Raw genomic sequence first — 24,010 nt, 5'->3', positions numbered from 1 at the left:
CGGCTTTTTTCATACCCGAAAGGGGGAACCGTGACACTCAAATACGCCGAGCTATGCGCTGGATACGGCGGCCTCGGGCTCGCCGTCGAAGAAGTCTTCAGCGCAGAACTCGCCTGGTACTCGGAGTTCGACAAGGCGCCGTCCCAGATCATGGCTTACCACTGGCCCGACGCACCCAACCATGGCGACATGACCAAGATCGACTGGTCCGCCGTCAAGGCCGTGGACATCCTGTCCGGCGGCACTCCTTGCCAGGACCTGTCCCACGCCGGACATCGAGCCGGCATGACCGAAGGCACCCGCTCCAACCTCTGGGTTCAGATGCGTGAAGCCATAGCAACCATCAAGCCCACCTACGTGGTCTGGGAGAACGTGAGAGGTGCCTACAGTGCCGGAGCCGATAGCGACTTGGAACCCTGCCCGGGATGTGTGGGAGACCCCCGGGATGGAAGGACTCTTCTGCGAGCACTTGGACGTGTTCTCGGAGACCTTTCCGACCTCGGGTATGACTGCCAATGGCGTGGCCTACGAGCTGCCGACGTGGGAGCCCCGCACGGACGATTCCGCGTCTTCCTCCTCGCAACCCGACGAGGCACTACTCCTGACCCCGGTGGCAGCAGAGGGAACCAAGCCGTCCAACACCATGGGAGTGGCGCGCCGGCAATCCACCGGGCAGGTCTTCCTGACCAATCAGATCGTCACACTCTGCGGTCTGGACCCAAGCGAGGACACGACGGCAAGACAAGGGACGCCCGAGGGCGCTTCGCCCGCCTTACTGCCGACACCGGCCGCCGGGAACTTCAACGACTCGGAGGAAATCAACGAGTGGGAAGCGCGCCGAGCTCGAGTGAAGGAATCTTCGGGGAATGGCAACGGGTTCGGGATGCCCCTGGCCATAGCCGCCCGCATGATCACGGCGTCGACTGGGGACCATATGCCCCGGCTATTCGTCGATGGGAAGCCGTGCGAGGAACCGCACCTGCCCCTACCGAACTAACCGACAAAGGCAAGCACCGGCTGTCCGCCCGATTCGCCGAATGGATGATGGGCGTCGATCCCGGCTGGATCACCGACGTACCCGGCATATCACGAAACGACATGCTCAAAGCCGCCGGAAACGGCGTCGTCCCACAGCAGGCAGCAGCCGCACTACGGCACATGCTCACCACCCACCAAAGACAGGAGAACGCTGCATGAGCACCGCCACTCAAGGCCGACAGCGAGAGTACAGAGTCCGCGACCACCTCATCAAGCACGGCTGGGAGTTCGTGATGCGAGCGGCCGCCAGTAAAGGCGCCGCGGACCTGCTGATGGGGCACGAGGAATGGGGCGCCGCACTCATCCAAGTCGGCACCCCCAACAAGAACCTCGGACCCGCCGACCGCACCCGATTCCTCCGCGCAGCCCACATCACCTGCGCCCTACCCATCGTCGCCAGAGCCGACCGCACCGGCATCAGATACGCCATCGTCCACGACGGCATCCCATCCGACTGGGAACCCTGGACGCCAAACAACGAAAGAAGGTGAGTCCGATCCCCTGGTTCAAGGTCGATGACCAACTCGCATTCAACGCCAAAGTAGTCGCCGCCGGCAACTCCGCGATGGGCCTCTGGGTCCGTGCCGGCTCGTGGTCCTCCGCTCAACTCACGGACGGCTTCATTCCCGCACATATGGCAATTGCTATGGCAAACGCTATGGCAAATCCATGCGACGCCGATGCGCTTGTCATGGCAGGGCTATGGGACGAGGTGGACGGCGGCTACCAGTTCCACGACTGGGCCGACTTCCAACCGGACGCCGAAGCGGAGAGAAAGAAGCGGAAAGCCCGGTCTGAAGCGGGAAGGAAGGGTGCAGCCGCCCGCTGGAATAGCAAAACGGACGAATCGCATGGCAATAGCCATAGCAAATCGCATGGCAAAACCGTGGCAAACGAGATGGCAAACGAATGCGACCGCAATGCCCCGTCCCGTCCCGACCCGTCCACAGAAGCTAAAGCTTCTGTGGGGGCACGCAAGCGCGCCACACGCATCCCGGACGACTGGACGCCATCCGACGATCTGGCCAATGCCATGTACGCGGAATGCCCAACCGTGGACCAGCACGCAGAGCTCAGGAAGTTCAAGGACTACTGGCAGTCACAGCCCGACTCCAAAGCCCGCAAAACGGACTGGGACGCCACGTACCGCAACTGGATAAGACGCGCCGGCGAGAACGCACCCAAATCCGCGAACCGGGCAACCGACCGTATGCGCGCCGGATACGACGCCATGGCCTCCTACCACGGCCCAGAAGAAGACCCCTGGACAAGAAAGGCAATCGGAGCATGACCCCAGAGGAGCTGCGTGCGGCGATCACGTACGCGAACGGTATCGACCCCAGGGTGCAGATGACGCACCCGAACGCGGAACTGTGGGGCCGCACCGTAGGCCACAAGGAAGCCGCCGAAGTGAAAGCGGCCATCCTCGTCTACTACGAGCGCCCCCACCCGTCCGGACGCGAACGGCCCCCGGTTGGCGCCGCTGACATCCGCAAGATCATCGCCGAAGAAACCGAACGCGCCACCGCCAAGAACGACGCACAGAAAGCCCTCCCGCCAGCGAGGAACCCGAACAGCCTCCGAGCCCGCGACCCCGAACGCTGGGACACCCTCGTCGCACAGGGCAGAGACCAGTACCGGGCCGAACTCCGGGCACGCGGCATCGAACCCCACGCCGAAACCTGCGTCGAATGCACCAGACCCCGCACCAAGTAGCACCACCGACCATCGAGGCCCGCCAAACGTGCGGGCCTTTCGCATACCCAAGGAGCAACCGTGCCCGACCCGAAGAAACCCGGCTACCACCTCAACCTCAAAGGCCCCGCGTACCGTGCGCTGCTCGCCATCATGCGCGCCACCGGCCTAACCCCGAGAGAAGCCATCAAGAACGCGATCTACCGCTACGAAGCCGACCTCATCGACGGCGGCCAGATCAAGCCCAAACCCAAGCAAATCGAAGACGTAGACCATGCCTAAGTTCACGCCACCCGCCAAGATGCGCGACCTGATCGAAGCGCTGATCGACAACCAGTGGGCATTCGCGGTCACGCACGGCACGGACACCGGCGGCTCGCCTTTTGCCACCGTCGAAGGCCGCACCGAGAAGCACCACATCGTCGCCACCTGGCACACCCGAGTCGCAGGAACCTACCGGCTGTTCAGCGCCCTGCACAACAAGCGCGACGCCACCCTCATGCAGATCCTGCACATCGTGAACGGAGCGACCGATGCCTGAGATTCGCCAGCCCGTGAACCCGGTCGGCTCCCATGTTGGCCGGCTCGAGCCCCGACTCGTCCTGCCGCCCGAGTGGAAGCCCTACACCTGGCGCGGCAAACCGTTCCCGCACGTCCCCGACCCCGTCCGCAAACCCCAGCAACGCCCACCCTGCGGAACAAACAACGGCTACCAATCCCACCACAACCACAAAGAAGACCCCTGCGCCGACTGCAAGACCGCACACGCCGCCTACATGCGCGGCACAAGACCCACCAAGGAGACCGCATGAGCGCCTTCCCCACCAAGGGCCTATCCGAACGCAAACAGGAGGAGTGGCTACAAGCCAACAACCCCTACGCGCCCGGAACAGTTATCGGCCACTACTTCGAGAGGGACTTCTACCTCTCGCAAGCCGAGATCTTCCGCACGAAGGCAAACCGACTCGGGAAGTGGGCAATCGGCATCCTCATCTTCGGAGGAGTGATGGCGCTCGTGAGTGTTATCGCGGCGGTCCTCGCATGACGCCGGCGCCGGGTTACCGTCACGGCCGCTGCGATGCCACCGGCAAAGCGCAGTACACCACCCGCCGCATAGCCAAGCGCGTCGCCAAACAGTTCAACGACGATGCCAAGCCGTTCAGGTGCGAGCACTGCGGCTACCTGCATTTGGGCCACCTGGACGGGCTCACCAGGGCCGAACACCGCGAATACCACGCCGCACGACGCGAGGCCGTAGGAGCCGATTTGCGGGCCGGAGAAACCTTTACCCACCCAACCACACCCGGAAGCCACGAAAGCCGCTCAGATCTGAATGGCTCCGGCTTAGAGAGGGCATCATGACCGAGTGCACCAACATCGACTGCGGCAACGAGTCCGATTTGTACCTCTGCCGCCAGTGCATCAGCGACCTGCAGCAGTGGATCGACAAAGGCCGAGCGCTCATACCCGACATGACAGCAACCATCTACCGCCTCGACAACGTGAGACAGGCGCCGACAGGCGGAGGCGGCGGACTCGTGACCGGATCCAAGCCACCCATCGACCTCGCAGCCCTCGAACTCCGCGACTGGCTCACCCGCATGCATGACTCCACCACCTACGCCGCGGACCAGATGGCCGCCGGCTGGGCATGGGAAATTCAAGACAACGTGAGACGCGCCGAACGCATGGTGTCCGGACCCGAACCCGAAGGCGTAGACCACGCCGCCATCCGCGAGAAAGTCGAGAACATCGCCCCACCAATGCCCACCCGCCAACTACTCCCGTTCCTCCGCGAGAAGGCCGGTATCGTACTAACCAGCCAGCACATTCGCGACTGGGCAAGACGCGGCCACCTCCGCCCCGTCGAACGCGACCCACAACCCACCTACCACCCCCACGAAGTCATCGCCGCCTGGCACAGAAAGGAAGCCTCATGACGCTTACCCAACAGCAGGCCGCGGACTGGCGGTGCCCCTATTGTGGGTCGAAGCGCAGTGTTGGCTATGGGATGTGGCCGGACAGCGGACCCGTAAAAGCGCAATGCGTCCCATGTGGGGCCATTTCGGATTGGCCAGACTCCGCCTTGTAGAGGTTGAACCTTTCATGTAAAGTGTGGCAAGAGGGCGTCACCGGCGACCCTTCCATTTAATCCGGCCACTCGTTGAGCACAGCTCCGAGTGGCTTTCTTGTTGCCACCACTCCCCCAACGAGCCAGGCAACAAGACGCCCCGACCCAAGGCAACAGGTGCAGCCGCGGGTCGGGGCACCACACTTCCACCACGGCGCACGCTACCCGCCAACGGATGGATCGCGACAGGCGGCCTTGAGCTGAATGTTGCCTTGCCCCGCACGTCTCACAGCGTTGCGGGTGCGAAGGGTCTGTGCGGCTAAAGGTATGCCGTGAACCCCCACAAGGGTTCAGATGCAGGTTCGACTCCTGCCAGACCCACGAGCGTCGGACCCCAGGGTAAACACCACACGGATTTGCTGGGCGAGCGAGACGCCACACACCCAAGGAGGGGCCATGCACTGTGACCGATGCGGAGCGCTGGCATACGTCCACGTCACCCTCGATGCCGGGCTAACCCTCGACTTCTGCGGCCACGACTACGCGGCCAACGAGGAAGCGCTCATGCCATACGCCACCGAAGTCATAGACGAACGGCACCTACTCCACACCTGACACCCGACCAAATAAAAGATGCCCCGCGATTGCGTCAACAATCCGGGGCTGCGAACGAATCACTGGAGGATTCGCTATGCAAGATCGTACATGCACAATCGCCGACTGCGATACGCCCATCGGGAAGCGTGGAGCCAGAGGGTATTGCCCTAAGCACTACAGGCGCTTTCGAGTGTGGGGTGACCCAAACGCGCTCAAGCGAACACAGCCCGGCGCAACCCCATTCGAGATCCTGAAGCACAACGGCTGGAGCGAACCTAGCGGCGGATGCTGGGAATACAGCGGCTCACGAGACAAGGGCGGGTACGGCGTACTCAAGTCCAGCGGAAAGATGTACCAAGCGCACCGGGTGGCCTACCAAGAGTTAGTGGCTGAGATCCCCGAGGGCCTTCTACTCCGGCACACCTGCGACAATCCGCCATGCATCAACCCGAAGCACCTCATCCCAGGGACGCAGAAGGACAACATGCAAGATGCCCTGAAGCGCAAGCGCATCGTGAATGGCGAACGCTCCGCGAACCATAAACTCAAAGACTCCGAGGTAGCCCAGATGCGGGCGCTGCATACGACGGGTCGCTTCACGCAGGCCGCTCTCGCTGAGAAGTTCAAGTGCAGCAGGACTCAGGTCAGCAACATACTTTCGGGGAAGCGGCGAGCAAACGTCACGTTCCCGGGAATATAAACGTCGGTCCCTGCCGCTGCCGGCTAACGCGGCAGGGACCGAAACAAGGACGTGTGAGTGCATGGGTCGAACCGGAACAGCCAAGTGGAAACGGGTGCGAGACCAGGCACTCGCCAACGCACTTGATGCCGGGCTCACACGCTGCCCGCTCTGCCGAACCGGACTCGACTGGACCAGGAGCAGGCAGCCCAACAGCCCCGAGGTAGACCACGTGGTGCCGCACTCCAAAGGCGGCCTCGACGTCATTGAGAACACCCGTGTGATCTGCCGACTCTGCAACGGCCGATTGGGAGGCGCACTCACAAAGCGCGAACGGCCCATCGTCAAGCCCACCGAGCTCGAATCCAGCCCGATCTGGTGACCCCAGGGGGTATCCGGTCGGGTGTTGGGCCCCGCGCTCCCTCCGGCATTAGCGATCTCTCCCCGCATTTTTTCCACGACCACCCCAGAGGAGGTGCGATATGGCCAGGAAGCCGTTGCGCGCCGTGGGGCCTGATGAGAAGCCGCCGGCCCCGGAGAGGCCGAAGGAGCCGAAGACGGTTCTTGAGGCGTCGGAGTCAGGTGATCGCATTGCCGAGCTTGCGGCCATGAGGCGGATCATCGCCCGTGCGCTGGACAACGAGAACACTTCCCCCCGTGATCTTGCCGCGCTGTCCCGGCGGCAGATTGAGATCAGCAAGGAGATTGATGCTCTGAAGCGTCAGCAGTCCGAGGAGGCCGAGCAGGATGCCATCTCAGGCGACGAAGAGTGGGCAGAGGAAGCTATCTGACGTAGCCCGGCATATTTGCCGGCCGGAGGGGATCGTTTCGACTGGTTTCCCGCCCGTGCGGGATCGTGCGCGGGCGATGGGCTTGCCCTTTGATGGCTGGCAGGATGGCGTCGGGCGGTTGGCGTTGGCTAAGCGCGCCAATGGACTATATGCGGCCGGTATCGGCGGAGTCGTCATGTCGATTCCCCGCCAGGTGGGCAAAACATATCTGATCGCTGCGATAGTTTTCGCTCTTTGCACGTTGTTCCCGAATCTCACGGTGATTTGGACGGCGCACCGGACGCGGACGCATAACGAGACGTTCAAGAAGATGCAGGGCATGGCCGGGAAGCCGAAGATCGCCCCGTACGTTTCGAACGTTCGGGCGACGAACGGCGAGCAAGAGATCTCTTTTACGAACGGTTCGCGGATCCTGTTTGGCGCCCGTGAGTCTGGTTTCGGCCGTGGCTTCGATGAGGTGGACATCCTCGTGCTGGATGAGGCGCAGATCCTCACCGAAGATGCGATGTCGGATATGGTGCCGGCGACGAACGCGGCCCCGAATGGCCTGGTGTTCATGATGGGCACCCCGCCCCGGCCGAAGGATCCGGGCGAGGTGTTCACCAATGTCCGCAGGGCTGCCCTCGATGGCGACCCGGACACTCTCTATGTGGAGTTCTCTGCTGATGAGGATGCGAGCCTGGATGACCGAAAGCAGCTTGCTAAGGCCAATCCGTCGTACCCCCACCGCACGAGCGATTCGGCGATTCAGCGTATGCGGAAACTGCTTGGCTCGGATGACAACTACAAGCGTGAGGCTTACGGCATCTGGGACGAAGAGGCTTTGGCGAAGAAGGGCATTGACGCGAAGGCGTGGGATGCCCGCAAGGTTGGGCCGGCTGATGTTCCGGAGGATGGGCGCCGCGTGTTTGCGGTGCGTTTCGCTGTGGACGGTTCGGCTGTCGCTTTGGCTGCTGCCATTCGCCCGGAGGAGGGCAGCCGCGTGCATGTTGAGGGCATCCGGTTCGCGCCGATGTCTGAGGGCACGGGCTGGCTGCTGGATTGGCTGCTGGAGCGTCATGAGCGGGCCGCGCAGATCGTGGTCGAGGGCAAGTCGGGTGTCGGGTATCTAGTGCAGGCGCTTCGGGACGCGAAGGTGCCGGCCAAAGTCATACTCACGCCGACGACTGAACACGTCATCGCCGCGCACTCGATGTTTGAGACGGCTATCAATCAGGGCGAACTGTCGCACCGGGCCCAGACGGAGCTTGACGATCAGGTGAAGGCCGCTGAGAAGCGGAAGATCGGCACTACTGGAGGCTTCGGCTGGCAGGCGCCGGAGGGCGGCAGCGTGGCGCTGCTGGACGCTGCGACATTGGCCTATTGGGGCGCGAAGACAACGAAACGTAGACCGGGAAGGAAGGCGACGTTCATATGACGATCAATGAATGGTCTGCCGCCGATATTGACGGTCTGCGGTTCGCGAACGTCACGGAGGCCGAGGCTGACACGATCAAGAAGCTGCTGAAGGTGTGGCGGGATCGCCGCGATAAGAACCTGAAGCGCACCCTGTATTACGACGGGGAACAGGCCTTCAAGGATCTGGGCCTGATGCTTCCGCCGCAGTTGAAGCAGGCGAAGTTCTTCCTGGGCTGGGCGACGATGGCTGTGCGTAAGGCTGCGGTGCGGTCCCAGTTCGAGGGGCTGCGTCTGCCGGGTTCACCGGATCCGTTCGAGCTCGGCGAGACGCTGGAGGCCAACAACTTCGGCCTGGAACTGTCGCAGGGCGTCACGTCGGCTTACAAGCATGGCGTTTCGTTCGTGACTGTGGCTGCCGGCGCTGCTGGTGAGGCCCCTGTGCAGATTCAGCCTCATTCGGCGGAGTCTTCGGCTGCCATTTGGGATCGGCGTCGGCGGCGTATCGCTGCGGCGCTGACCATTTCCGCGATGGGTGACCGTAACCCGTCCGAGTTTGTGGTGTATCTGCCGGACGTTGTGCTGTGGTGCGCGAAGAACGCCGGCGGGCGTTGGGCTGCTGAGCGGATCCCGAACCGGATTGGCCGGACGTTGGTGGAGCCCATCACGTACGACCCCCAGTTGGGGAAGGCGTTTGGGCGCTCCCGGATCACCGGGCCTGTGATGGCGTTGACGGACATGGCGGTGCGCGGTTACGTCCGTATGGAGGGCAACGCTGAGTTCTACAGCTCTCCGCAGATCGCCATTGAGGGCATCGACCCGGACGCGTTCGAGAACGCTTCGGAGCAGAAGAAGTTCAAGCTGGCGATGGATCGCCTCATTGCGCTGACGAAGGATGAGGACGGCGATAAGCCGACCATCAAGCAGATGCAGCAGGCGACGATGACCCCGCACAGTGACATGCTGCGAACAGTCGCGATGGCTTTCTCTGGTGAGACGGGCATTCCGCCGCACTCGCTGGGCATCATCCACGATCAGCCGTCGTCTGCTGAGGCTATCCGGGCCGCTGAGCACGACTTGCTCATTGATGTCACTTACCAGAACAAGTTTGTGCTGGCGTCCGCGGTGAAGAACATTGCGACGCTGGCTGTGATGGTGCGGGATGGGCTGACGGAGCCGCCGGCTGAGGCGTGGAAGCTGTCGGCGCGGTTCGCTGATCCTGAATTCCGGTCTACATCGGCGAACGCTGACGCTTACGTGAAGCTGGCCGGCGCGAACGAGGATCTGAAGAACTCTCCGGTGCTGCTCGAGACGGTCTTTGATGATGACCAGGTGGAGCGGATCACGGAGGATCAGCGGCGGGCGCAGGCTGGGACGTCGCTGTTGGCGGCGCTCAGGCAGGCTCCGGAGGTTCCGGCGGTGAGCGTTGACGACGCGGGCTGATGTTGAGCGCCTGCGCACGTCTACGGGCCGCATTGTTGACCTGATCCGCGCCGACCTCCGCCGGCTGTTCGCCAGTCTGGACTTGTCGCGCCCTGAGCGGGCGCGAGACGCGCTGTTGGAGGCTGTGCCGGCTCTGGTCCGGGAGTACGGTGATGCGGCTGCTGTAGTGGCTGCCGAGTGGTACGAGGAGATCCGGGCGGCGCAGGTCGGGGGTGCGTATGCGGCGCGTTTGGCCGGCACGATTCCGGAAGCGGCGCCGATCTCCTCGGTTCGGTACGCTGCCGGGCATCTCTTCGATCGCGCATTCGAGGCGGTGGATGAGTTGGGCGAGCTCGTCACGATCAACAAGCCAGCCGATCCTGCCAAGGCTCTCGCGCTCCTGTCCGGTTCGCTGCAGCGGCATGTGCTGTATTCGAGCCGGGAGACGGTAGCCAGGAACGTCCGGTTGGATCCGGCGCAGCCACGGTTCGCTCGCATCCCAACGGGGCCGACCACGTGCGCTTGGTGCGAGATGCTGGCTTCCCGCGGGTTCGCCTACTTCACGGAGGCGTCCGCTGGTGACCGTGAGGGCACCGGCGTAGGCGATGACTTCCATGATGACTGCGACTGCCAAGTGGTCGCGGAGTTCGACCGGGAAGCACACCATATCGCCGGCTATGACCCCGACGCCATGTATGACCGCTATGGCAGGGCCCGCGAGCACTACCTGAACTCGGACGACCCGGATTTGCTGGCCTTCCTTGACTCGCTGGATCCGGACGACAAGAACCGCGACATGAAAGCTATCGCCTTCTCCCTGCGCCGGCTTTATCCGGACCAGTACAAAGACGGCGTTCACCCCCACTAAGACCAACGGCCCCGCACGGGGCTGTCTTTATATCCCGCACGGGAGGAAAACACGATGAGCGAACCAACACCTGAGCCCACGCCGGATCCGACACCTACGCCGGAACCTCCTGCACAGGAGCCGACGACGGACTGGAAAGCGGAAGCCCGCAAATGGGAAGCCCGCGCCAAGGAGAACAAGACCGCACTGGATGACCTGACAGGCCGTTTTACGGCTGTTGAGTCGGAACATGGCGAGCTTGCCGCGAAGGTCCAGGCTTTCGAGGCCAAGGAAGCACGCGCCGGACTGCTGGCGGAGGTTTCCAAGGCCACAGGCGTTCCCGCGGATCTGCTGCGAGGCGAGACGAAGGAAGACCTTGAGGCACATGCCGAGGTTCTGAAGCCGCTCATCAAACCTTCCGGCCCCATCATTCCGGGGCAGGAACGGCACCCAGACAAAGTACCGGAGAGCGAAGGCCGCCAGACGGTCAAGAAGCTGTTCGGCAACAACTAAGCGAGAGGCATCATCATGGCCGTTTTTGGCACTAATGAGGCTAAGGTTCTCCTGCCCCGCAACATTGCGGACGGCATGATCACTGAAGCCCGCACCCAGTCCACCGTCGCCGCACTGTCCGGCCGCGAGCCGCAGCGCTTCGGTGAGACCGAATACATCATCTTCAACGACTTCCCCAAGGCGGAGTTCGTTGCTGAAGGCGCGCAGAAGTCGTCCACCACGGGCGGCTACGACTCGGTGAAGTCCGCGCCGAAGAAGGCGCAGGTCACCATGCGCTTCAACGAGGAAGTCCAGTGGGCTTCCGACGACTACCAGCTCAGCATCCTGTCTGATCTGGCTAGCGCCGGACAGGTCGCGCTTTCCCGCGCACTGGACCTGGGCCTGTACCACCGCATCAACCCGCTCACGGGCACCACAATCGCCGGCTGGGACAACTACGTCACCAAGACCACGAAGCGCGTGGAGATCGGCACCGCCGAGGCTGACGCTGACATCCGCGCCGCCGTGGGTCTGCTGCTGCAGGCCACCCCGTCCTGGGGCGTGAACGGTATCGCGCTGGATCCGAAGCTGGCTTGGGCTCTGGCGAACCTGCAGACCAAGAACGCTGACGGTTCCCCCTCGGGTACCCAGCGTTACCCGCAGCTCGGTTTCGGCACCGGGATCACCAACTTCCTCGGCGTCAACACCGCGCAGGGCAACACCGTTTCCGGCACCCCGGAGGCCGCCGACACGAAGATCCGCGCCATCGTGGGCGACTTCCAGAACGGCATCCGCTGGGGCGTTCAGCGTGAACTGCCCGTCGAGCTGATCCGCTTCGGCGACCCGGACGGACAGGGCGACCTGAAGCGTCACAACCAGATCGCCCTCCGTCTGGAGGTCGTGTACGGCTGGTACGCCTTCGAGGACCGCTTCGCCGTTGTCGAGGACGCTGCTGCATAATGCCGCGTCTCACGAACTCCCTGACGGGCGTCGTGGTGAACGTGGATGACGCGACTGCCGAGCAGTTGGGCCCCGAGTGGGGTCCGGCTGCCGGAGGCGCGAAGGCCGCTGACTCCGACGCGAAGACTACGCGCCGCACGCGCAGGACTGACTAGGAGGAAGTCATGGCCGCCGAGCCATTCCCTTTTGCCACGCTGGCAGAGCTAAAAGCTCGGTGGCCTGACTTCCCCGCCGGCGCTGACACGCACGCCGAGGTTCAACTCGAGGACGCCAGCCAGTTCATCCTGGACACGGTGCCCACGGCGGCGAATGCCGACCCGAGGACCCGGCGCCGCATCGTGTGCTCTGTGGTGCGTCGCACCATGGAGGCCGCCGCTGCGGACACTGCTGGCTTCGACACCATGCAGGTCGGCGCGGGCCCGTTCCAGTACGGCGGAAAGGTCACAAACCCTTCCGCCGACTTCTACCTGACGAAGCAGGAGAAGAAGGCGCTGGGGGCGGGAGCACAGCAGGCCTACAGTGTGCAGGTTGGCGGCGCCGCGACGGCGAACCATTTGCCGTGGTGTTCGCTGAACTTCGGCGCGACGTACTGCTCCTGCGGGGTGGACATCGCCGGGGAACCCATCTTTGAGGGGGCCTGACCATGAGCATGGTGTTCGGCGCTCCTGCCGCACCCGAGGGGGCCGGCCTGTTGTCCCGCTTCCCGCGTAAGTGGCGGGTCGCTGTGACGGTTATCCGCGGAGGCGGCCGGGATCCGAAGGGAAACCCGCTGCCGGCGTATGAGATCCCGGTCCCGAACTGCCTGGTGGCTCCGCGGGCGACGGCTGACCCGGTGGACCGTTCGGACGTGGTGGACGGCAAGGCTGTCCTGTATCACGGCGGCGGCTTCACGTTCCTGTCCACTGACCGGATCCGGGTGCCGCAGGGCGCGCATATGGCCGGTGAGTGGTCCGTTGAGGGCCGCCCCGGTGAGTGGCCTTATGGTGTCGAGGTCGGGCTGGTGAGGGCATGAGCAAGTATGAGCCTTTACCGCTTGGTCTGAAGCAGATCGGGCAGTCTGCGGGGATGGCGAAGGCCAGCCTTGAGGTTGCCCGGAAGCTGGCCGGGAACGCGCAGGCGGTCGGTGACGCGGACTATGAGGCCGCGAATCAGACGGTGACTGCCGGGTGGGCGAACGAGAAGCGTGCCGGTGCTGTGGTTCGCGAGAAGGAACCGCATTGGCGGGACTGGCGGGACGCGGTGCTGTTGCGCACTGCTGAGGCGATGAAGGTGAGGGGCCGCCGATGATTGAGGCTCTTGTCTTCCCTGATACGCGCTCGGCAGTGTTCGACTTGATCCATAACAGCCGGCACTACTCGGCGGCGGCGGGCAAGCTGCTCGATGTTCGGGCTGCGTACCATCTGCCGGCCGACAACTACGGCGCCCTGTTGCCGCCGTTCCCGCTGGCGCATATCTTCCCGCCGGTCGGCACGGAAGGTTTCGTGGACCGTGTTGAGCGGATCGTCGTGGAAGTGTATGCCCCGGGCGAGCAGGCGGTGCAGGTGCTCGAATCCGTCCGCGCCAGCATTGTTGGTACGGACTTGGATACGCCGAGCGGCTACCTTGACCGGATCGACTGCGACGTCACCCCCTCGGATGTCCCCTATCAGTCCGACACGTTGAACAAGGCCACGATGACTCTCCTGGTCACGTCGCGGCCCCTCTAGCCCCACGCGGGGAATCAACCATCTTGAAGCCCTTGAAAGGGGTTATTTGCTATGCCAACTTTCCAGACTCTGCAGACCGAGTCCGACAGCCGCAACCTCGTCCGCAAGATTCAGAAGGCCGTTGCGTTCATCGCGCCGACCAGCGTGGAGCTCCCCGAAGCGCTGACCGGCCCGGACTCGCAGCCCATCGATCTGAAGGCCGCCGGCTTCCTGCCCGTGGGCCTCGTGTCCCCGGACGGCTACACCTTCTCTCGTGAGATCGAGAAGGAGGACGTGGATGCCCTCGGCTACGCCTCCCCGGTTCGCTCGGACATCACCCGTGTCCCCCGCACCGTTTCCTTCACCGCGCTGGAGAAGGGCAAGAAGCACATGCTGGAGCTGGCCTATGGCACGGACCTGTCCGCTGTCACGCAGGCCACCAATGGCGAGATCGTCATTGACGAGCCGGACCTGCCGGTGGGTTCCGAGTACCGCCTGATCGTGGTGGGCGCTGACGGCCCCGCCGCGAACCAGTGGATCCTCGGCAAGGGCTACGGCAGCGTGAAGCTGTCCGGCACGGGCGAGGAGACCTGGGGCCAGGAAGGCGCCGTGTCCACCCAGTACACCTTCGACGTGTTCACCGACGACGAGATCGGCGTCCCGGTTCGCCACTACTTCGGCGGCACCGGCGCTAAGGCGTCCTCGGACGTCCTGGGCTTCACTCAGGCCGCGGGCGCTTAGCCCCCTTTGACTGGGTGCGCCGGCCCTCCGGGTGTGGCCGGCGCACCCTTACAAATCACACCCGACCGCACGACTTAGGAGCGTCATGCCCCGTTTCGAGAAGGACGGCGTCGCCGTCGAGACCGCCATTCCCCGCGAGGCCGCCGAACTGCGTTCGCAGGGCTTCAAGGAGTCCAAGGCGAAGACCGCGGCCGTGAAGGCTGCCGAAGCTGAGGCCAAGCCGGCCAAGGCTTCCACCGAGACCAGCAAGTAACAACCAACACCTACACCCGGAGGTATCACCATGGCTGATAAGCCGACCGTTCATCTGTCCCTCGCCAAGGTCCGCAAGGAAGTTGAGAAGCCGGAGCCGTTTGGCGTCGGGCTGTCCAACTCGAAGATCGTGACCTTCCCGGACCTGTTCGCGATGGAGTCCGTTGAGGCGGAAGAGATCTTCGCCAGCCTGAACCAGACTTCAACGAACTGGACGATCCTGCGCCGCTGGCTTCCGGAAGATGACGCGAACGCGCTGAAGGCTGAGAAGCTGTCCGTGCGCGAACTGGCGACGGTCGTGCAGGCTGCCGTGAAGTACTACGAGGACGCCTACGGCGAATCGGGAAACGGCAGCGCCTCCGCGAGCTAGTCGGCCGTTACCGCCGCGAGGTCCGCGCCGACCTGTTACAGGTTTATGGCGTGGATCTCGCGGAGTGGTATGCCGCCGGGCGTTGGGTGGCCCTCATCGACCTCATTGACGGGCTGCCCAACGCTTGCAGGCTCAACGAGGCTATAGCGAACGACCCGGAAACCGCTGAGTACATTGCCAGCCTGCCGAAGCCGGAGGGTGAGTGGGCGCCGCGTGTCTCTGAGTTTGACCTGACCGCGCATCTGTTGCGCGAACTCATCCATGAAGTGAAGGCGCTCAAGCAGGTTTCCATCTCTGCCGCCGGCGGGAAGCCCGGCAATGAGAAACCGATCCCGGGCCCGCGCACCGCGATCGAGAAGGCCATCGAGCGGATGGAACAGGACTGGGCGGCAGATGTTGCCGAGAAGTTCGGTTTCAATCGTAGCGATTTTTGACATTTACATAGGAGGCGGTTGTGCCAGTAATCGGCATCGCAGAATTATTGGTACAGCCTTCCTTCAAGGGAGTTCAGCAGAAGGTCTCCCGTGAACTTGATAAGACCATGCCGAAGGCCGGGCGCGCCGCCGGCCAGAAGCTCGGCAAGGGCATGGCTGACGCCTTCTCTGCTGAGACTGCCGGGCTCGAGGCTGAGGTTGGCAAGCTCGCCAAGTCTGTAGCCGATGCGGAGAAGAATGTTTCCGCGTCGAAGGCGAAGCTTGCGGCTGCGTCTGCCGCTGAGGCAAAGGCTACGGGCGATCTCCGTGTAGCTGAGATGAAGCTGCAGGAGGTTCGGGACAACAAGGCCGCGAAGGCGTCTCAGATCGCTGCTGCGGAAGAGAAGGTTGAAGCCGTTCTGGTGCGGTCGGTTGCCGCAACTGAGCGCCGCGAAGCCGCTGAGGCTTCACTCGCTGGCACCACAAGGAATCTCGGCAAGGCGCAGGCCGATGCTTCTAGGGCATCCGCTGACCTTGAGAAGCACATGAAGCGCGTCGAGGAAGAGTCCGCCAAGTCTGATCGCGGGATTCGCCGACTCGGCACGACCCTGTCCAATGCGTTCCATTCGAGCCCTCTGTCCGGGCTCGCTGATCTGATGCGCCGCGACGGTGACAAGATCCGCCTGGATCTGCACAAGCTCGCCAACGACGTATCCCAGCAGGGCACCCGCGGCGGGCGTGCGTTCACGCAGGGGTTCATCCTGTCCATCGGCGGGCTGTCCGCGATCACGCCCGCCATTGGTGCGCTGTCCGGTTCGGCTGTCGCTGCGGCCGGCGCCGTGGTCGCTCTGGCGTCCTCGCTTTCACAACTGGGCGGGCTCGCCGCACTGGCTCCGGCGGGGCTCATGGCCGCCGCCGCAGGTGCCGGCGTGCTGGCAACCGCCTTCCACGGTGTTGGCGACGCGATGAAAGCCTTCCTTGACGAGACGGGGCAGGCCGCGGCTAACCCGCGCCTCGCCGCCATGGCTGTGGAAGATGCGGCTGCGGCGATCCGTACCGCTGAGGAGAACGCTGCCCGGGCTACCGAGAACGCTGCCCGCCGCGTGTCCGATGCGAAGCGGAACCTGCAGGACACGATCGAGTCTGTGGCGGAGGCTGAGGAGAACGCAGCCCGTGCCCAGGAGATGGCTGCCCGGCGCGTGCAGGACGCTAAGCGCAACGTGCAGGACGCCGTGGAGGCTGTCGCTGAGGCAGAGAAGGCCGCCGCTCAGGTGCAGGTTGAGGCTGCCCGCCGCGTCAAGGAAGCGAAGCAGTCCCTGCAGGACACGATCGCCGACGTCGCGGACGCGCAGCGGAAGGCCGCCCGGTCCGTGGAGCTTGCGGAGCGCAAGGAAGCGGAGGCCGCCAAGGAGGTTGTGGCCGCGCAGAAGGCGCTCGTGGAGGCCCGCGAGAAGGCTGCCGCCCGTGTCGCCGAGGTTGGTAAGAAGCTCGATGCGGCGAACCTCAAGGCCACGGATTCGACGCTGGCGTTGCAGCGGGCGCAGGAAGCTTACGCGAAGGCGAAGGCTGACCCGAAGGCCGGCGCCATGCAGCTTGCCCAGTTGCAGAACAACATGGCGAAGGCTGCTGCCGCTGATGAGCAGGCGAAGGCCGCTGTCCTGAATCTTCGGGATGAGCAGAAGGTTGCTCAGGCTGAGGCTAAGGCTGGCAACGCTGCTGTGCTGGCCGCTGAGGAGAAGCTGGCGAAGGCTAGGCAGACCGCGGCGGATCGTGTTTATGACCGCCAGCAGGCCGAGGCTGAGGCTGTGCGCCGACAGAAGGAGGGCGCTCAGCAGATCGCTAAGGCGCAGCAGGCCGTCACGGACGCTATTGCGGATCAGAAGAAGGCGCACGCGGACGCGGCGAAGGCTGCCCGTGATGGTGCGCGCCGGGTTGCTGACGCTGAACGCGACGTGAAGGACGCGGTTGACGCGCAGCGGCGGGCGCACCAGGACACGGCTAAGGCTGCGAAGGATGGCGCCCGGCAGATCGCGGACGCACAGCAGGCAGTGAAGGATGCTGCCCGCGACGCTGAGCAGGCGCAGACGGACGCCGCTCGTTCGGTGGAGCAGGCGCACCGCAACCTCGAGCGGGTCCAGCTGCAGCAGGCGGACGCCGCGGCGAAGGCGTCGGAGAAGTCGTCTGAGGCGATGGGCAAACTGTCGCCGAACGCGCAGGCCGCTACCCGTGCCCTGTTGGGTGTTTACGACCAGCTCGGCCGGATCCGGCATATCGTGCAGGAGAACTTCTTTGCTGGGTTCGTGGGCCCGCTCATGTCGCTGGCCGGGACGGTTATGCCGCAGCTGGCGACGGGTGCCGGTGCTATCGCATCGGCGTTCGGCTCCGGGTTCCAGCAGACCATGAACTCACTGAATACTGCCTTTGCCGGCGGGGTTCTTGAGGGCCTGCTGATGGGTGTCGCCGAGACGGTGACGATCCTGAACAAGGCCATTGATCCGCTCGTGCAGGCGTTTGTGACGCTGGGCGTGGTCGGCATGGAGTACATGCCGCGGCTGGCGACGTGGATCGCGGAACTCGCAACCCAGTTCAACAACTTCATTCAGGGCGCGTCGGCTGATGGGAGCCTGAACGCTTGGATTGAGGCCGGTATTCAGGGCCTCAAGGACATCGGCAGCATCATCTCCTCGGTGGTCGGGATCTTCTCGGCCCTGAATGACGCGGCCGCCGCCGGTGGCATCGTCATCACGCTCGGCTCCTTGGCTGATGGTCTGCGGAATGTCGAGACCGTGATGCAGGGCGAGGTCTTCCAGAAGACCATGGGCACGATCTTCGGCGGGGCAGCCGCAAGCGCACAAGGCTTGCTTGCCGCTGTGGAGCCGATTGGCAAGGCTTTCGAGCGTGGGGCGCCCGCATTGGCGGAGTTCCTGCGGCTCGGTGGCGAGATCGCCGGCACCTTCATCGGTGGCATCGCCACGGCGTTGTCCGATCCGAATTTCGGGGCCGGGCTCAACACGTTCATGGAGCACTTGCAGGCGGGCGTCGAGAAGATCGCGCCGCTGCTGCCCGGGCTTACCGGAGCCTTCGGAAACCTGCTGGCCGAGTTGGGCCCCATCGTTGAGCGATTGGGTCCGTCGCTGATTGAGGTTTTCACTGGCTTCAGTGAGGCCATCGGGTTCGTGCTAGGCGTGTTCTCGCCGCTGCTCGAGTTGCTGGCCGGTTCCCCGGTTCTGCTGGGGCTGCTCATTGCCGGCTTCACAGGGACGGCTGCCGCTTCGGCGGCGCTGACCGCCGCGGGCAACGTGCAGCGGATCATGATGGGCGCCTGGGTTTTCGCCGCGGGCTTGGTCAAGGGTGCTCTGTTAGTGCTGCGCGCCCAGTGGTTGCGGACTGCCGCTGCTGCAGTGATCTCGGGTGCGCAGACCGCTTACGTGTGGGCGCTCTACAGGATCGACGCGCTGAAGTCCGCCGCGGTGCATGTGGCTCAGGCTGCTCGCGTCGTGGGCGGCTGGGTTGCCATGCAGGTCGCCGCGGGTATTTCTGGGGCGAAGACCGCCGCGGTTTGGACGGCCTCAGTTGTCAGGTCCGCGGTTGTCGGCGCTGTCCAGTTCGGGCTGCAGGTTGGCCGAGTGGTCGCCGGATGGGCCCTCATGGGAGTTCAGTCGCTGTTGCATGCGGCGAAGATGGCGGCGGCATGGTTCATCGCCCTCGGCCCGGTCGGATGGGTGATCGCCGCCGTGATCGGCTTGGTCGCCTTGATCATCGCCAACTGGGACACGGTCAAACGGGTCACGCTGGACATCTTCAGCAAGGTCTCGAAGTTCCTCTCCGACACGTGGACGAACATCAAGAGATCAGTGACTGATGCGTTCACGTATGTGACGAAGTGGATTCAGGCGCGACTGCTCTGGGTTCAAGCCGTCTGGAATCTTGGATGGGCGCTGATCCGTAACAAGGTGTCCGAGATTTGGAACGGGATCAAGACCAAGATCGTCGAGGTCTTCACATCGGTCGCCTCGTGGATCAACACGAAGATCGAGTGGGTCAAGACGATCTGGTCGCTCGGCTGGGGCGCTGTGAAGTCGAAGGTGTCCGACATCTGGGGCGGGATCCGTTCCGTCATCCGTGACACCTGGAACAACAAGATCAAGCCGGTTATCGACGCGGTCATCACGTTCGTTCGGGAGAAGATTCCCAACGCGTTCGAGAAGGCCGTTGAGGCGGCAGGCAAGATCTTCTCGGGCCTGCAGCAGCTCGCCGCCAAGCCGATCAACTTCGTGATTGACACGGTTTACAACAAGGGTCTGCGGAAGGCAATCAACGCTGTTCGGAAGATCGTTGGCGGTGACCCGCTGCCCGAGTTGGACAAGGTCACGTGGGGCCAGAAGGCTGTCGGCTCCGGATCCAAGGGGCCGATGCGTGCCTTCGCCAAGGGTGGTTTCGCTGCCCCTGGCTGGGCGCTCGTCGGCGAAGAAGGCCCGGAGCTGGTGAACTTCAGCCAGCCCGGCCGCGTCTACACGGCCACCGAAACGCAGAAGGCGCTCGGTGCTGGTCACGGGCCGGCGAAGGGTCTGCCTGCGATGGGCGGCTGGGCTGCTGACGCCTGGGACGCTATCAAGGCCGGCGCGAGGAAGGCCACGGAATGGGTGCGTGGCGGGCTTGCGTCCGCTGCGGAGTTCCTACTGAACCCGATCAAGAAGGGCCTTGGTGCACTCCTGCCCGACACGGGTCTGGGCGATCTCGCCAAGCGTGCTTCGTCTCAGGTTATTGACGGGGCGCTCGATTGGATCCGCGGCAAGGACAAGGAAACGATGCCCACGGGTTCGACGGCGGCCTTGTTCGATGGGCCGCTGGGCAGCTTCCACCGCCCAAGCCGCGGACCATACACGTCGTTCTTTGGTCCGCGTCCGGGCTTCGGGGACTACCACACCGGCGTCGACATTGCCGGCGGCGGTCCCACGTTCGCAGCCCTGAACGGCATCGTGTCGCAGATCGGGAACGACCCGGTCGGCGGCATCTTCATCCGCCTCAACCACGGCAAGGGCTTCACCACCTACTACGGACACAACCCGGTAGGCGGCCCCAAGGTCAAGGTTGGGCAGCAGGTGAAGGCCGGGCAGACCATCGGCCAGCAGGGCATGACGGGTTTGGCGACGGGCATCCACGTTCACTTCCAGACGGAAAAGAACGGGCGCCCCACGGACCCGATGGCGTACTTGCACGACAACGGCGGGGTTCTGCGTCCGGGACTGTCGATGATCCTCAACAAGACACGGAAGCCCGAGGCGATCCTGAACGGTCGGCAGTGGGCGGACATCCACAAGCTGGCCCTGTCCAGGAACACGCCGGCCGCCGGTGGTCCGTCGCTGGTTGTGCAGGGTGACGTGCTCGGTGCGAGTGCCCACCAGATCGTGGACGTTCTCGAAACGAAGCGCCGACGTGAGATGACGATGGCGAATCTTCGCCCGTCAGGAATGGGGTTCTAAGTGGTCAATCTCGCGTACGCGACACCGAAGGCCCCGCCGCCGCCTCGCTCGAGGCCGTGGCGGGGCATGCGGCACACGTGGACGGGCTGGGACGGAACTGTCTGGGATCTCACCAAGCCGCGTGACGGCGTGTTCCTGATGGCCGAGGGGCTCGAGGGTATCGACATGCCGGACATGGTGCAGCACACCCATGAGTCCGCGGTCGTTCATGGTTCGTCGTGGGAGGGGTATCAGGTCACGGGCCGCAAGGTGTTCTGGCCGATCTACCTCTACCACGACGAATCCTCTGAGGCGTGGATCAACCGTGACCGGGCGTTCTGGCGGACGCTGCGCCCGGGCACGGTGGGCACGTGGACTGTGGAACTGCCGGGTAGCCGGGAGCAGCGGACGCTCAGGCTGCGGTTCGTCGGCGTCACCCCCGGCAACAGCAACGACCCGGCGTTCCGTGGCTGGCAGACGTACGGGATCGAGTTCATGGTTGAGCAGCCCTTCTGGGAGGGCCCGCCGATCATCCGTTCGTGGAACAACGGCGAGCAGATCCCGCTGGACGTGTGGCCGCCGATCACGGTGTCCCCGTACCAGACCATCGGCAACGCGACGGTCGCGAACCCGGGCGATGTCGAATCGTTCGTGAAGTGGACAGTGACCGGGCCGACCACCAGCGTGCAGGTCGGTGTGGGTGACGGCATCGCCATCGCGAACTTCCAGGTTCCGGACGGTTCGAAGCTCGTCATCAACACAGACCCCCGGAACTTCGAAGCGACCTTGGATGGAGTTGACGTGTTCCCACAGATCCAACGGTTCGACACGAACATGGCCCTGCCGCCGGGTGACCCGATCCGGTTGTCCCTCGCGATGGGTGGAACGGGCAGCGTGCAGGCCGAGTTCACCCCGCTCTACTTCCGGGTGAACTGATGCTGCGGGCTGACATCTACGACAAGAACATGGTGTGGCAGCGGCCCCTCGGCGCATGGAAAAACCTTTCATGTACGAAACGGTTCAACGCCATCGGGGAAGCGTCGGTCACGGTGAAGTCGTCCCACCAGGACGCGCACAAGCTGGCGGAACCCGGGACGCGGCTCGTGCTGACGTTCCGGGACCGCCCGCTCATGTCCGGGCCCGTCCGACTCCGCTCAGGTTCCGGGCCCGGCCGGCAGGGCGAACTCACGTTCTCGCTGCAGTCCGATGAGCGGGTGCTGTGGAACTTCCTCGGCTACCAGAACCCCGAAGGCACGGCGACGAAAACCGGGCAGGCCGTGCGCGAACGGCTGGAACTCAAAGGCCCGGCCGAGTGGGTGCTGAAGGAGTTCTGGCGGCGGAACGTGATGGCCCGCGCCGTGTTCCCGGTCGGCATGGCGCCGATTCTGAACCGCGGCAACAGCATCACCGTGAACACGCGCATGCACATCCTGGCTGAGCAGATCCTGCCGGCGTGGGTGAACTCCGGTCTCGGCTTCGAAGTGGTGCAGCGGGACGGGAAGCTGACGCTGGACGTGTTCGAGCCGCGGCTGTACCCGAACGCGCTCACCGAAGCTTCCCGCGTCATCACCGCATGGAGTTTCAACGACGCCGGCCCCGAGGTTACCCGTGTGGTGGTGGCCGGGCAGGGTGAAGGGATAGCCCGCGAGTACTACGCGCAGACCGACGCCGTCCTTGAATCCATTTACGGCGACACCATCGAAACCCATGTGGACGCCCGCGATACGGCTGACGGCGAAACGCACCAGCAGCGGGCCGCCATCACCCTCGCGGAGGGCGCACCAAAAGGCACCGTGGCCATCGAACTGGCCGAGACGGGGAACTTCCGTTACGGAACCCCCGCAGGCGTCAACGTCGGCGACATCGTCACCGCCCGCTTCGGGCCCGGCGTCGAAATCACCGACGTGCTGCAAGAGGTCAAGATCGACCACACCCCCGGCGACGGGCTGAAAATCACCTCCCAAATTGGCCGGTCGGACGACCCCGACCGCCTCCTCATGCAAGCCATCACCGCTCTTGCGGCCGGCGTGCGCGACCTGAAAGCGAGCAGATAAATGGCGACTGAGCCGATCCACGTAGGGGCGCCACTCCAGCCCGTGCCCGCGAACGACCTGCCGGACTGGATGGCGAACGCTTCCGCCCGGTTCGGTGTGATCGGAGACGCCTGGAAAGTCACTCCACAGTCCAGCATTGTCCGCGGCATCCAGATCGCGCCCGGCACCGGCTGGTCCGATGGGATCCTGTCCACGTTCGACGACACGAACGTCCCGCAGCCGTTCGGCCTGCCCGTGTCCACTCAGGCGCGCTGGCACATGGTCTGCTCCCGGGTGGACTGGCAGGATCCCCTCACCCGCACATTCCACGCCATTCCGTCCACCAATTCGAGCATGGCGCTCCCGCTGAACTCTCCGGACTTCGTACGCAAGCCCGGGGAACGCGCTGACTGGCCCATCGCGCTCGTCATGGTCCCGCAGAACGCGATGAACGTCTCCACGATCGTCGACCTGCGGCTGTGGCGCGGCGACAACGGCTGGCTGATGGCGAAGTCCGAGCTCGTCGAGCAGTACCTCACCCGGCCCGGCACCGTTGTCGAAGTGAACGGGAAGCTCCGGCGCCTCGGTTGGGACGCCAATGGGTTCCCGCTCTGGCAGACCATCGCTTACACCGATCAGGCCGACCAGCCGTTCAGGCACTTCCAGAAATACACGGCGACCGACATCAAGAGCGGTGGGCAGTACACCAACCTTCACGGCTTCACCACCGGCCCCGGCGACCAAGGCGACGACACAGGGCTCTCCTACAACGCGGGCACCGTCACCGTCTCCCGCGCCGGGCTCTACCACCTCGAAGGATCCGTGCGTTACATCGGCGGGATCAACGCCGACAAGTTCGCCGCGTTCTTCGCTGACGGGCAACGCTACCGCGGGGTACTGAACGGCGCCACTGGGTCCGTGAACATTTCCCGCACTCTCTACCTGAACGCCGGCGCACAGGTCACTCTGCAGGGCTGGCAGGATTCCGGCAGCACTCTCCGCGTTCCTGCCGACCCTGACCTGACCTACTGGACTATCCGCCGCCTGAGCCGCTAACCCTGAAGGGA

The 24,010-nt window shown here is 64.2% G+C and carries 32 protein-coding genes and 1 tRNA gene; all 33 read left to right on the top strand.

Annotation, left to right across the window (positions count from 1 at the left end; genetic code table 11):
• Positions 1–30 precede the first annotated feature (30 nt).
• On the top strand, positions 31–1,197 hold the full coding sequence (locus tag WFH44_RS21455; RefSeq protein ID WP_442892930.1) for a DNA cytosine methyltransferase: 1,167 nt from the start codon (positions 31–33) through the stop codon (positions 1,195–1,197).
• Positions 1,194–1,529, top strand: coding sequence for a hypothetical protein (locus tag WFH44_RS17410; RefSeq protein WP_336715369.1), 336 nt, complete (start codon positions 1,194–1,196; stop codon positions 1,527–1,529). The genes WFH44_RS21455 and WFH44_RS17410 overlap by 4 nt, the downstream gene beginning before the upstream one ends.
• Positions 1,526–2,329 (top strand): hypothetical protein, encoded by an 804-nt coding sequence (locus tag WFH44_RS17405; RefSeq protein WP_336715368.1) that lies wholly within the window; start codon positions 1,526–1,528, stop codon positions 2,327–2,329. The genes WFH44_RS17410 and WFH44_RS17405 overlap by 4 nt, the downstream gene beginning before the upstream one ends.
• The gene (locus WFH44_RS17400) at positions 2,326–2,754 is read left to right on the top strand and encodes a hypothetical protein (protein ID WP_336715366.1); all 429 of its coding nucleotides are present in this window, start codon (positions 2,326–2,328) and stop codon (positions 2,752–2,754) included. The genes WFH44_RS17405 and WFH44_RS17400 overlap by 4 nt, the downstream gene beginning before the upstream one ends.
• 60 nt (positions 2,755–2,814) lie before the next feature.
• Positions 2,815–3,015 (top strand): hypothetical protein, encoded by a 201-nt coding sequence (locus WFH44_RS17395; protein WP_336715364.1) that lies wholly within the window; start codon positions 2,815–2,817, stop codon positions 3,013–3,015.
• Positions 3,008–3,274: a hypothetical protein gene (locus tag WFH44_RS17390; protein ID WP_336715362.1), complete on the top strand. Its 267-nt coding sequence runs from the start codon at positions 3,008–3,010 to the stop codon at positions 3,272–3,274. Before WFH44_RS17395 ends, WFH44_RS17390 begins: the two co-directional genes overlap by 8 nt.
• Positions 3,267–3,545, top strand: coding sequence for a hypothetical protein (locus WFH44_RS17385; RefSeq protein ID WP_336715361.1), 279 nt, complete (start codon positions 3,267–3,269; stop codon positions 3,543–3,545). The genes WFH44_RS17390 and WFH44_RS17385 overlap by 8 nt, the downstream gene beginning before the upstream one ends.
• Positions 3,542–3,778, top strand: coding sequence for a hypothetical protein (locus WFH44_RS17380; RefSeq protein ID WP_336715360.1), 237 nt, complete (start codon positions 3,542–3,544; stop codon positions 3,776–3,778). Before WFH44_RS17385 ends, WFH44_RS17380 begins: the two co-directional genes overlap by 4 nt.
• Positions 3,775–4,095 carry a hypothetical protein gene (locus WFH44_RS17375; protein ID WP_336715358.1) on the top strand — a complete coding sequence of 107 codons (321 nt, stop codon included), beginning with the start codon at positions 3,775–3,777 and terminating at the stop codon, positions 4,093–4,095. The genes WFH44_RS17380 and WFH44_RS17375 overlap by 4 nt, the downstream gene beginning before the upstream one ends.
• Positions 4,092–4,673, top strand: a complete 582-nt coding sequence (locus WFH44_RS17370) for a hypothetical protein (protein WP_336715356.1) — start codon at positions 4,092–4,094, stop codon at positions 4,671–4,673. Before WFH44_RS17375 ends, WFH44_RS17370 begins: the two co-directional genes overlap by 4 nt.
• Positions 4,674–5,111: 438 nt before the next feature.
• Positions 5,112–5,185, top strand: a tRNA-Val gene (locus WFH44_RS17365).
• A 75-nt stretch (positions 5,186–5,260) separates the two neighbouring features.
• Complete coding sequence (locus WFH44_RS17360; protein WP_336715354.1) at positions 5,261–5,419, top strand: DUF7455 domain-containing protein; 159 nt, start codon at positions 5,261–5,263, stop codon at positions 5,417–5,419.
• 76 nt (positions 5,420–5,495) lie between these two features.
• A complete protein-coding gene (locus tag WFH44_RS17355; protein ID WP_336715353.1) occupies positions 5,496–6,101 on the top strand; it encodes an HNH endonuclease in 606 nt (201 codons plus the stop codon).
• Between the two features lie 61 nt (positions 6,102–6,162).
• Positions 6,163–6,462: an HNH endonuclease gene (locus tag WFH44_RS21450; protein WP_442892929.1), complete on the top strand. Its 300-nt coding sequence runs from the start codon at positions 6,163–6,165 to the stop codon at positions 6,460–6,462.
• Positions 6,463–6,562: 100 nt separating this feature from the next.
• On the top strand, positions 6,563–6,871 hold the full coding sequence (locus WFH44_RS17350; RefSeq protein WP_336715351.1) for a hypothetical protein: 309 nt from the start codon (positions 6,563–6,565) through the stop codon (positions 6,869–6,871).
• 55 nt (positions 6,872–6,926) lie between these two features.
• Positions 6,927–8,288, top strand: a complete 1,362-nt coding sequence (locus WFH44_RS17345; RefSeq protein WP_336715350.1) for a terminase large subunit domain-containing protein — start codon at positions 6,927–6,929, stop codon at positions 8,286–8,288.
• The gene (locus tag WFH44_RS17340) at positions 8,285–9,709 is read left to right on the top strand and encodes a phage portal protein (protein WP_336715348.1); all 1,425 of its coding nucleotides are present in this window, start codon (positions 8,285–8,287) and stop codon (positions 9,707–9,709) included. Before WFH44_RS17345 ends, WFH44_RS17340 begins: the two co-directional genes overlap by 4 nt.
• On the top strand, positions 9,693–10,556 hold the full coding sequence (locus WFH44_RS17335) for a VG15 protein (protein WP_336715346.1): 864 nt from the start codon (positions 9,693–9,695) through the stop codon (positions 10,554–10,556). The genes WFH44_RS17340 and WFH44_RS17335 overlap by 17 nt, the downstream gene beginning before the upstream one ends.
• Before the next feature lie 54 nt (positions 10,557–10,610).
• Positions 10,611–11,048, top strand: a complete 438-nt coding sequence (locus WFH44_RS17330; RefSeq protein ID WP_336715344.1) for a hypothetical protein — start codon at positions 10,611–10,613, stop codon at positions 11,046–11,048.
• Between the two features lie 15 nt (positions 11,049–11,063).
• Positions 11,064–11,987, top strand: a complete 924-nt coding sequence (locus tag WFH44_RS17325) for a hypothetical protein (protein ID WP_336715343.1) — start codon at positions 11,064–11,066, stop codon at positions 11,985–11,987.
• The gene (locus WFH44_RS17320; protein ID WP_336715341.1) at positions 11,987–12,142 is read left to right on the top strand and encodes a DUF7302 family protein; all 156 of its coding nucleotides are present in this window, start codon (positions 11,987–11,989) and stop codon (positions 12,140–12,142) included. The genes WFH44_RS17325 and WFH44_RS17320 overlap by 1 nt, the downstream gene beginning before the upstream one ends.
• A gap of 9 nt (positions 12,143–12,151) precedes the next feature.
• Complete coding sequence (locus tag WFH44_RS17315; RefSeq protein ID WP_336715339.1) at positions 12,152–12,628, top strand: hypothetical protein; 477 nt, start codon at positions 12,152–12,154, stop codon at positions 12,626–12,628.
• Between the two features lie 2 nt (positions 12,629–12,630).
• Positions 12,631–12,999 carry a hypothetical protein gene (locus WFH44_RS17310; protein ID WP_336715338.1) on the top strand — a complete coding sequence of 123 codons (369 nt, stop codon included), beginning with the start codon at positions 12,631–12,633 and terminating at the stop codon, positions 12,997–12,999.
• Positions 12,996–13,274: a hypothetical protein gene (locus tag WFH44_RS17305; RefSeq protein ID WP_336715337.1), complete on the top strand. Its 279-nt coding sequence runs from the start codon at positions 12,996–12,998 to the stop codon at positions 13,272–13,274. Before WFH44_RS17310 ends, WFH44_RS17305 begins: the two co-directional genes overlap by 4 nt.
• Positions 13,271–13,693, top strand: coding sequence for a hypothetical protein (locus WFH44_RS17300; RefSeq protein ID WP_336715336.1), 423 nt, complete (start codon positions 13,271–13,273; stop codon positions 13,691–13,693). The genes WFH44_RS17305 and WFH44_RS17300 overlap by 4 nt, the downstream gene beginning before the upstream one ends.
• A gap of 51 nt (positions 13,694–13,744) precedes the next feature.
• Entirely contained in the window at positions 13,745–14,413 is a 669-nt protein-coding gene (locus WFH44_RS17295) for a hypothetical protein (protein ID WP_336715335.1), read from the top strand.
• A gap of 85 nt (positions 14,414–14,498) precedes the next feature.
• Positions 14,499–14,666, top strand: a complete 168-nt coding sequence (locus WFH44_RS17290; RefSeq protein WP_336715333.1) for a hypothetical protein — start codon at positions 14,499–14,501, stop codon at positions 14,664–14,666.
• 30 nt (positions 14,667–14,696) lie between these two features.
• Positions 14,697–15,035: a hypothetical protein gene (locus tag WFH44_RS17285; protein WP_336715332.1), complete on the top strand. Its 339-nt coding sequence runs from the start codon at positions 14,697–14,699 to the stop codon at positions 15,033–15,035.
• A 50-nt stretch (positions 15,036–15,085) separates the two neighbouring features.
• Positions 15,086–15,469: a hypothetical protein gene (locus WFH44_RS17280; protein WP_336715330.1), complete on the top strand. Its 384-nt coding sequence runs from the start codon at positions 15,086–15,088 to the stop codon at positions 15,467–15,469.
• A 20-nt stretch (positions 15,470–15,489) separates the two neighbouring features.
• Complete coding sequence (locus WFH44_RS17275) at positions 15,490–20,931, top strand: peptidoglycan DD-metalloendopeptidase family protein (RefSeq protein ID WP_336715328.1); 5,442 nt, start codon at positions 15,490–15,492, stop codon at positions 20,929–20,931.
• Positions 20,932–20,997: 66 nt separating this feature from the next.
• Positions 20,998–21,846 carry a hypothetical protein gene (locus tag WFH44_RS17270; protein WP_336715327.1) on the top strand — a complete coding sequence of 283 codons (849 nt, stop codon included), beginning with the start codon at positions 20,998–21,000 and terminating at the stop codon, positions 21,844–21,846.
• On the top strand, positions 21,846–22,964 hold the full coding sequence (locus WFH44_RS17265; protein WP_336715326.1) for a Gp37-like protein: 1,119 nt from the start codon (positions 21,846–21,848) through the stop codon (positions 22,962–22,964). The genes WFH44_RS17270 and WFH44_RS17265 overlap by 1 nt, the downstream gene beginning before the upstream one ends.
• Positions 22,965–23,999 (top strand): hypothetical protein, encoded by a 1,035-nt coding sequence (locus tag WFH44_RS17260; RefSeq protein ID WP_336715324.1) that lies wholly within the window; start codon positions 22,965–22,967, stop codon positions 23,997–23,999.
• Positions 24,000–24,010 lie beyond the last annotated feature (11 nt).

The sequence above is a fragment of the Arthrobacter sp. USHLN218 genome, from assembly GCF_037144715.1.
Taxonomy (GTDB): domain Bacteria; phylum Actinomycetota; class Actinomycetes; order Actinomycetales; family Micrococcaceae; genus Crystallibacter.
Note: the sequence above shows the minus strand (reverse complement) of the source record. Positions and strands in the feature narration are given on the sequence as shown.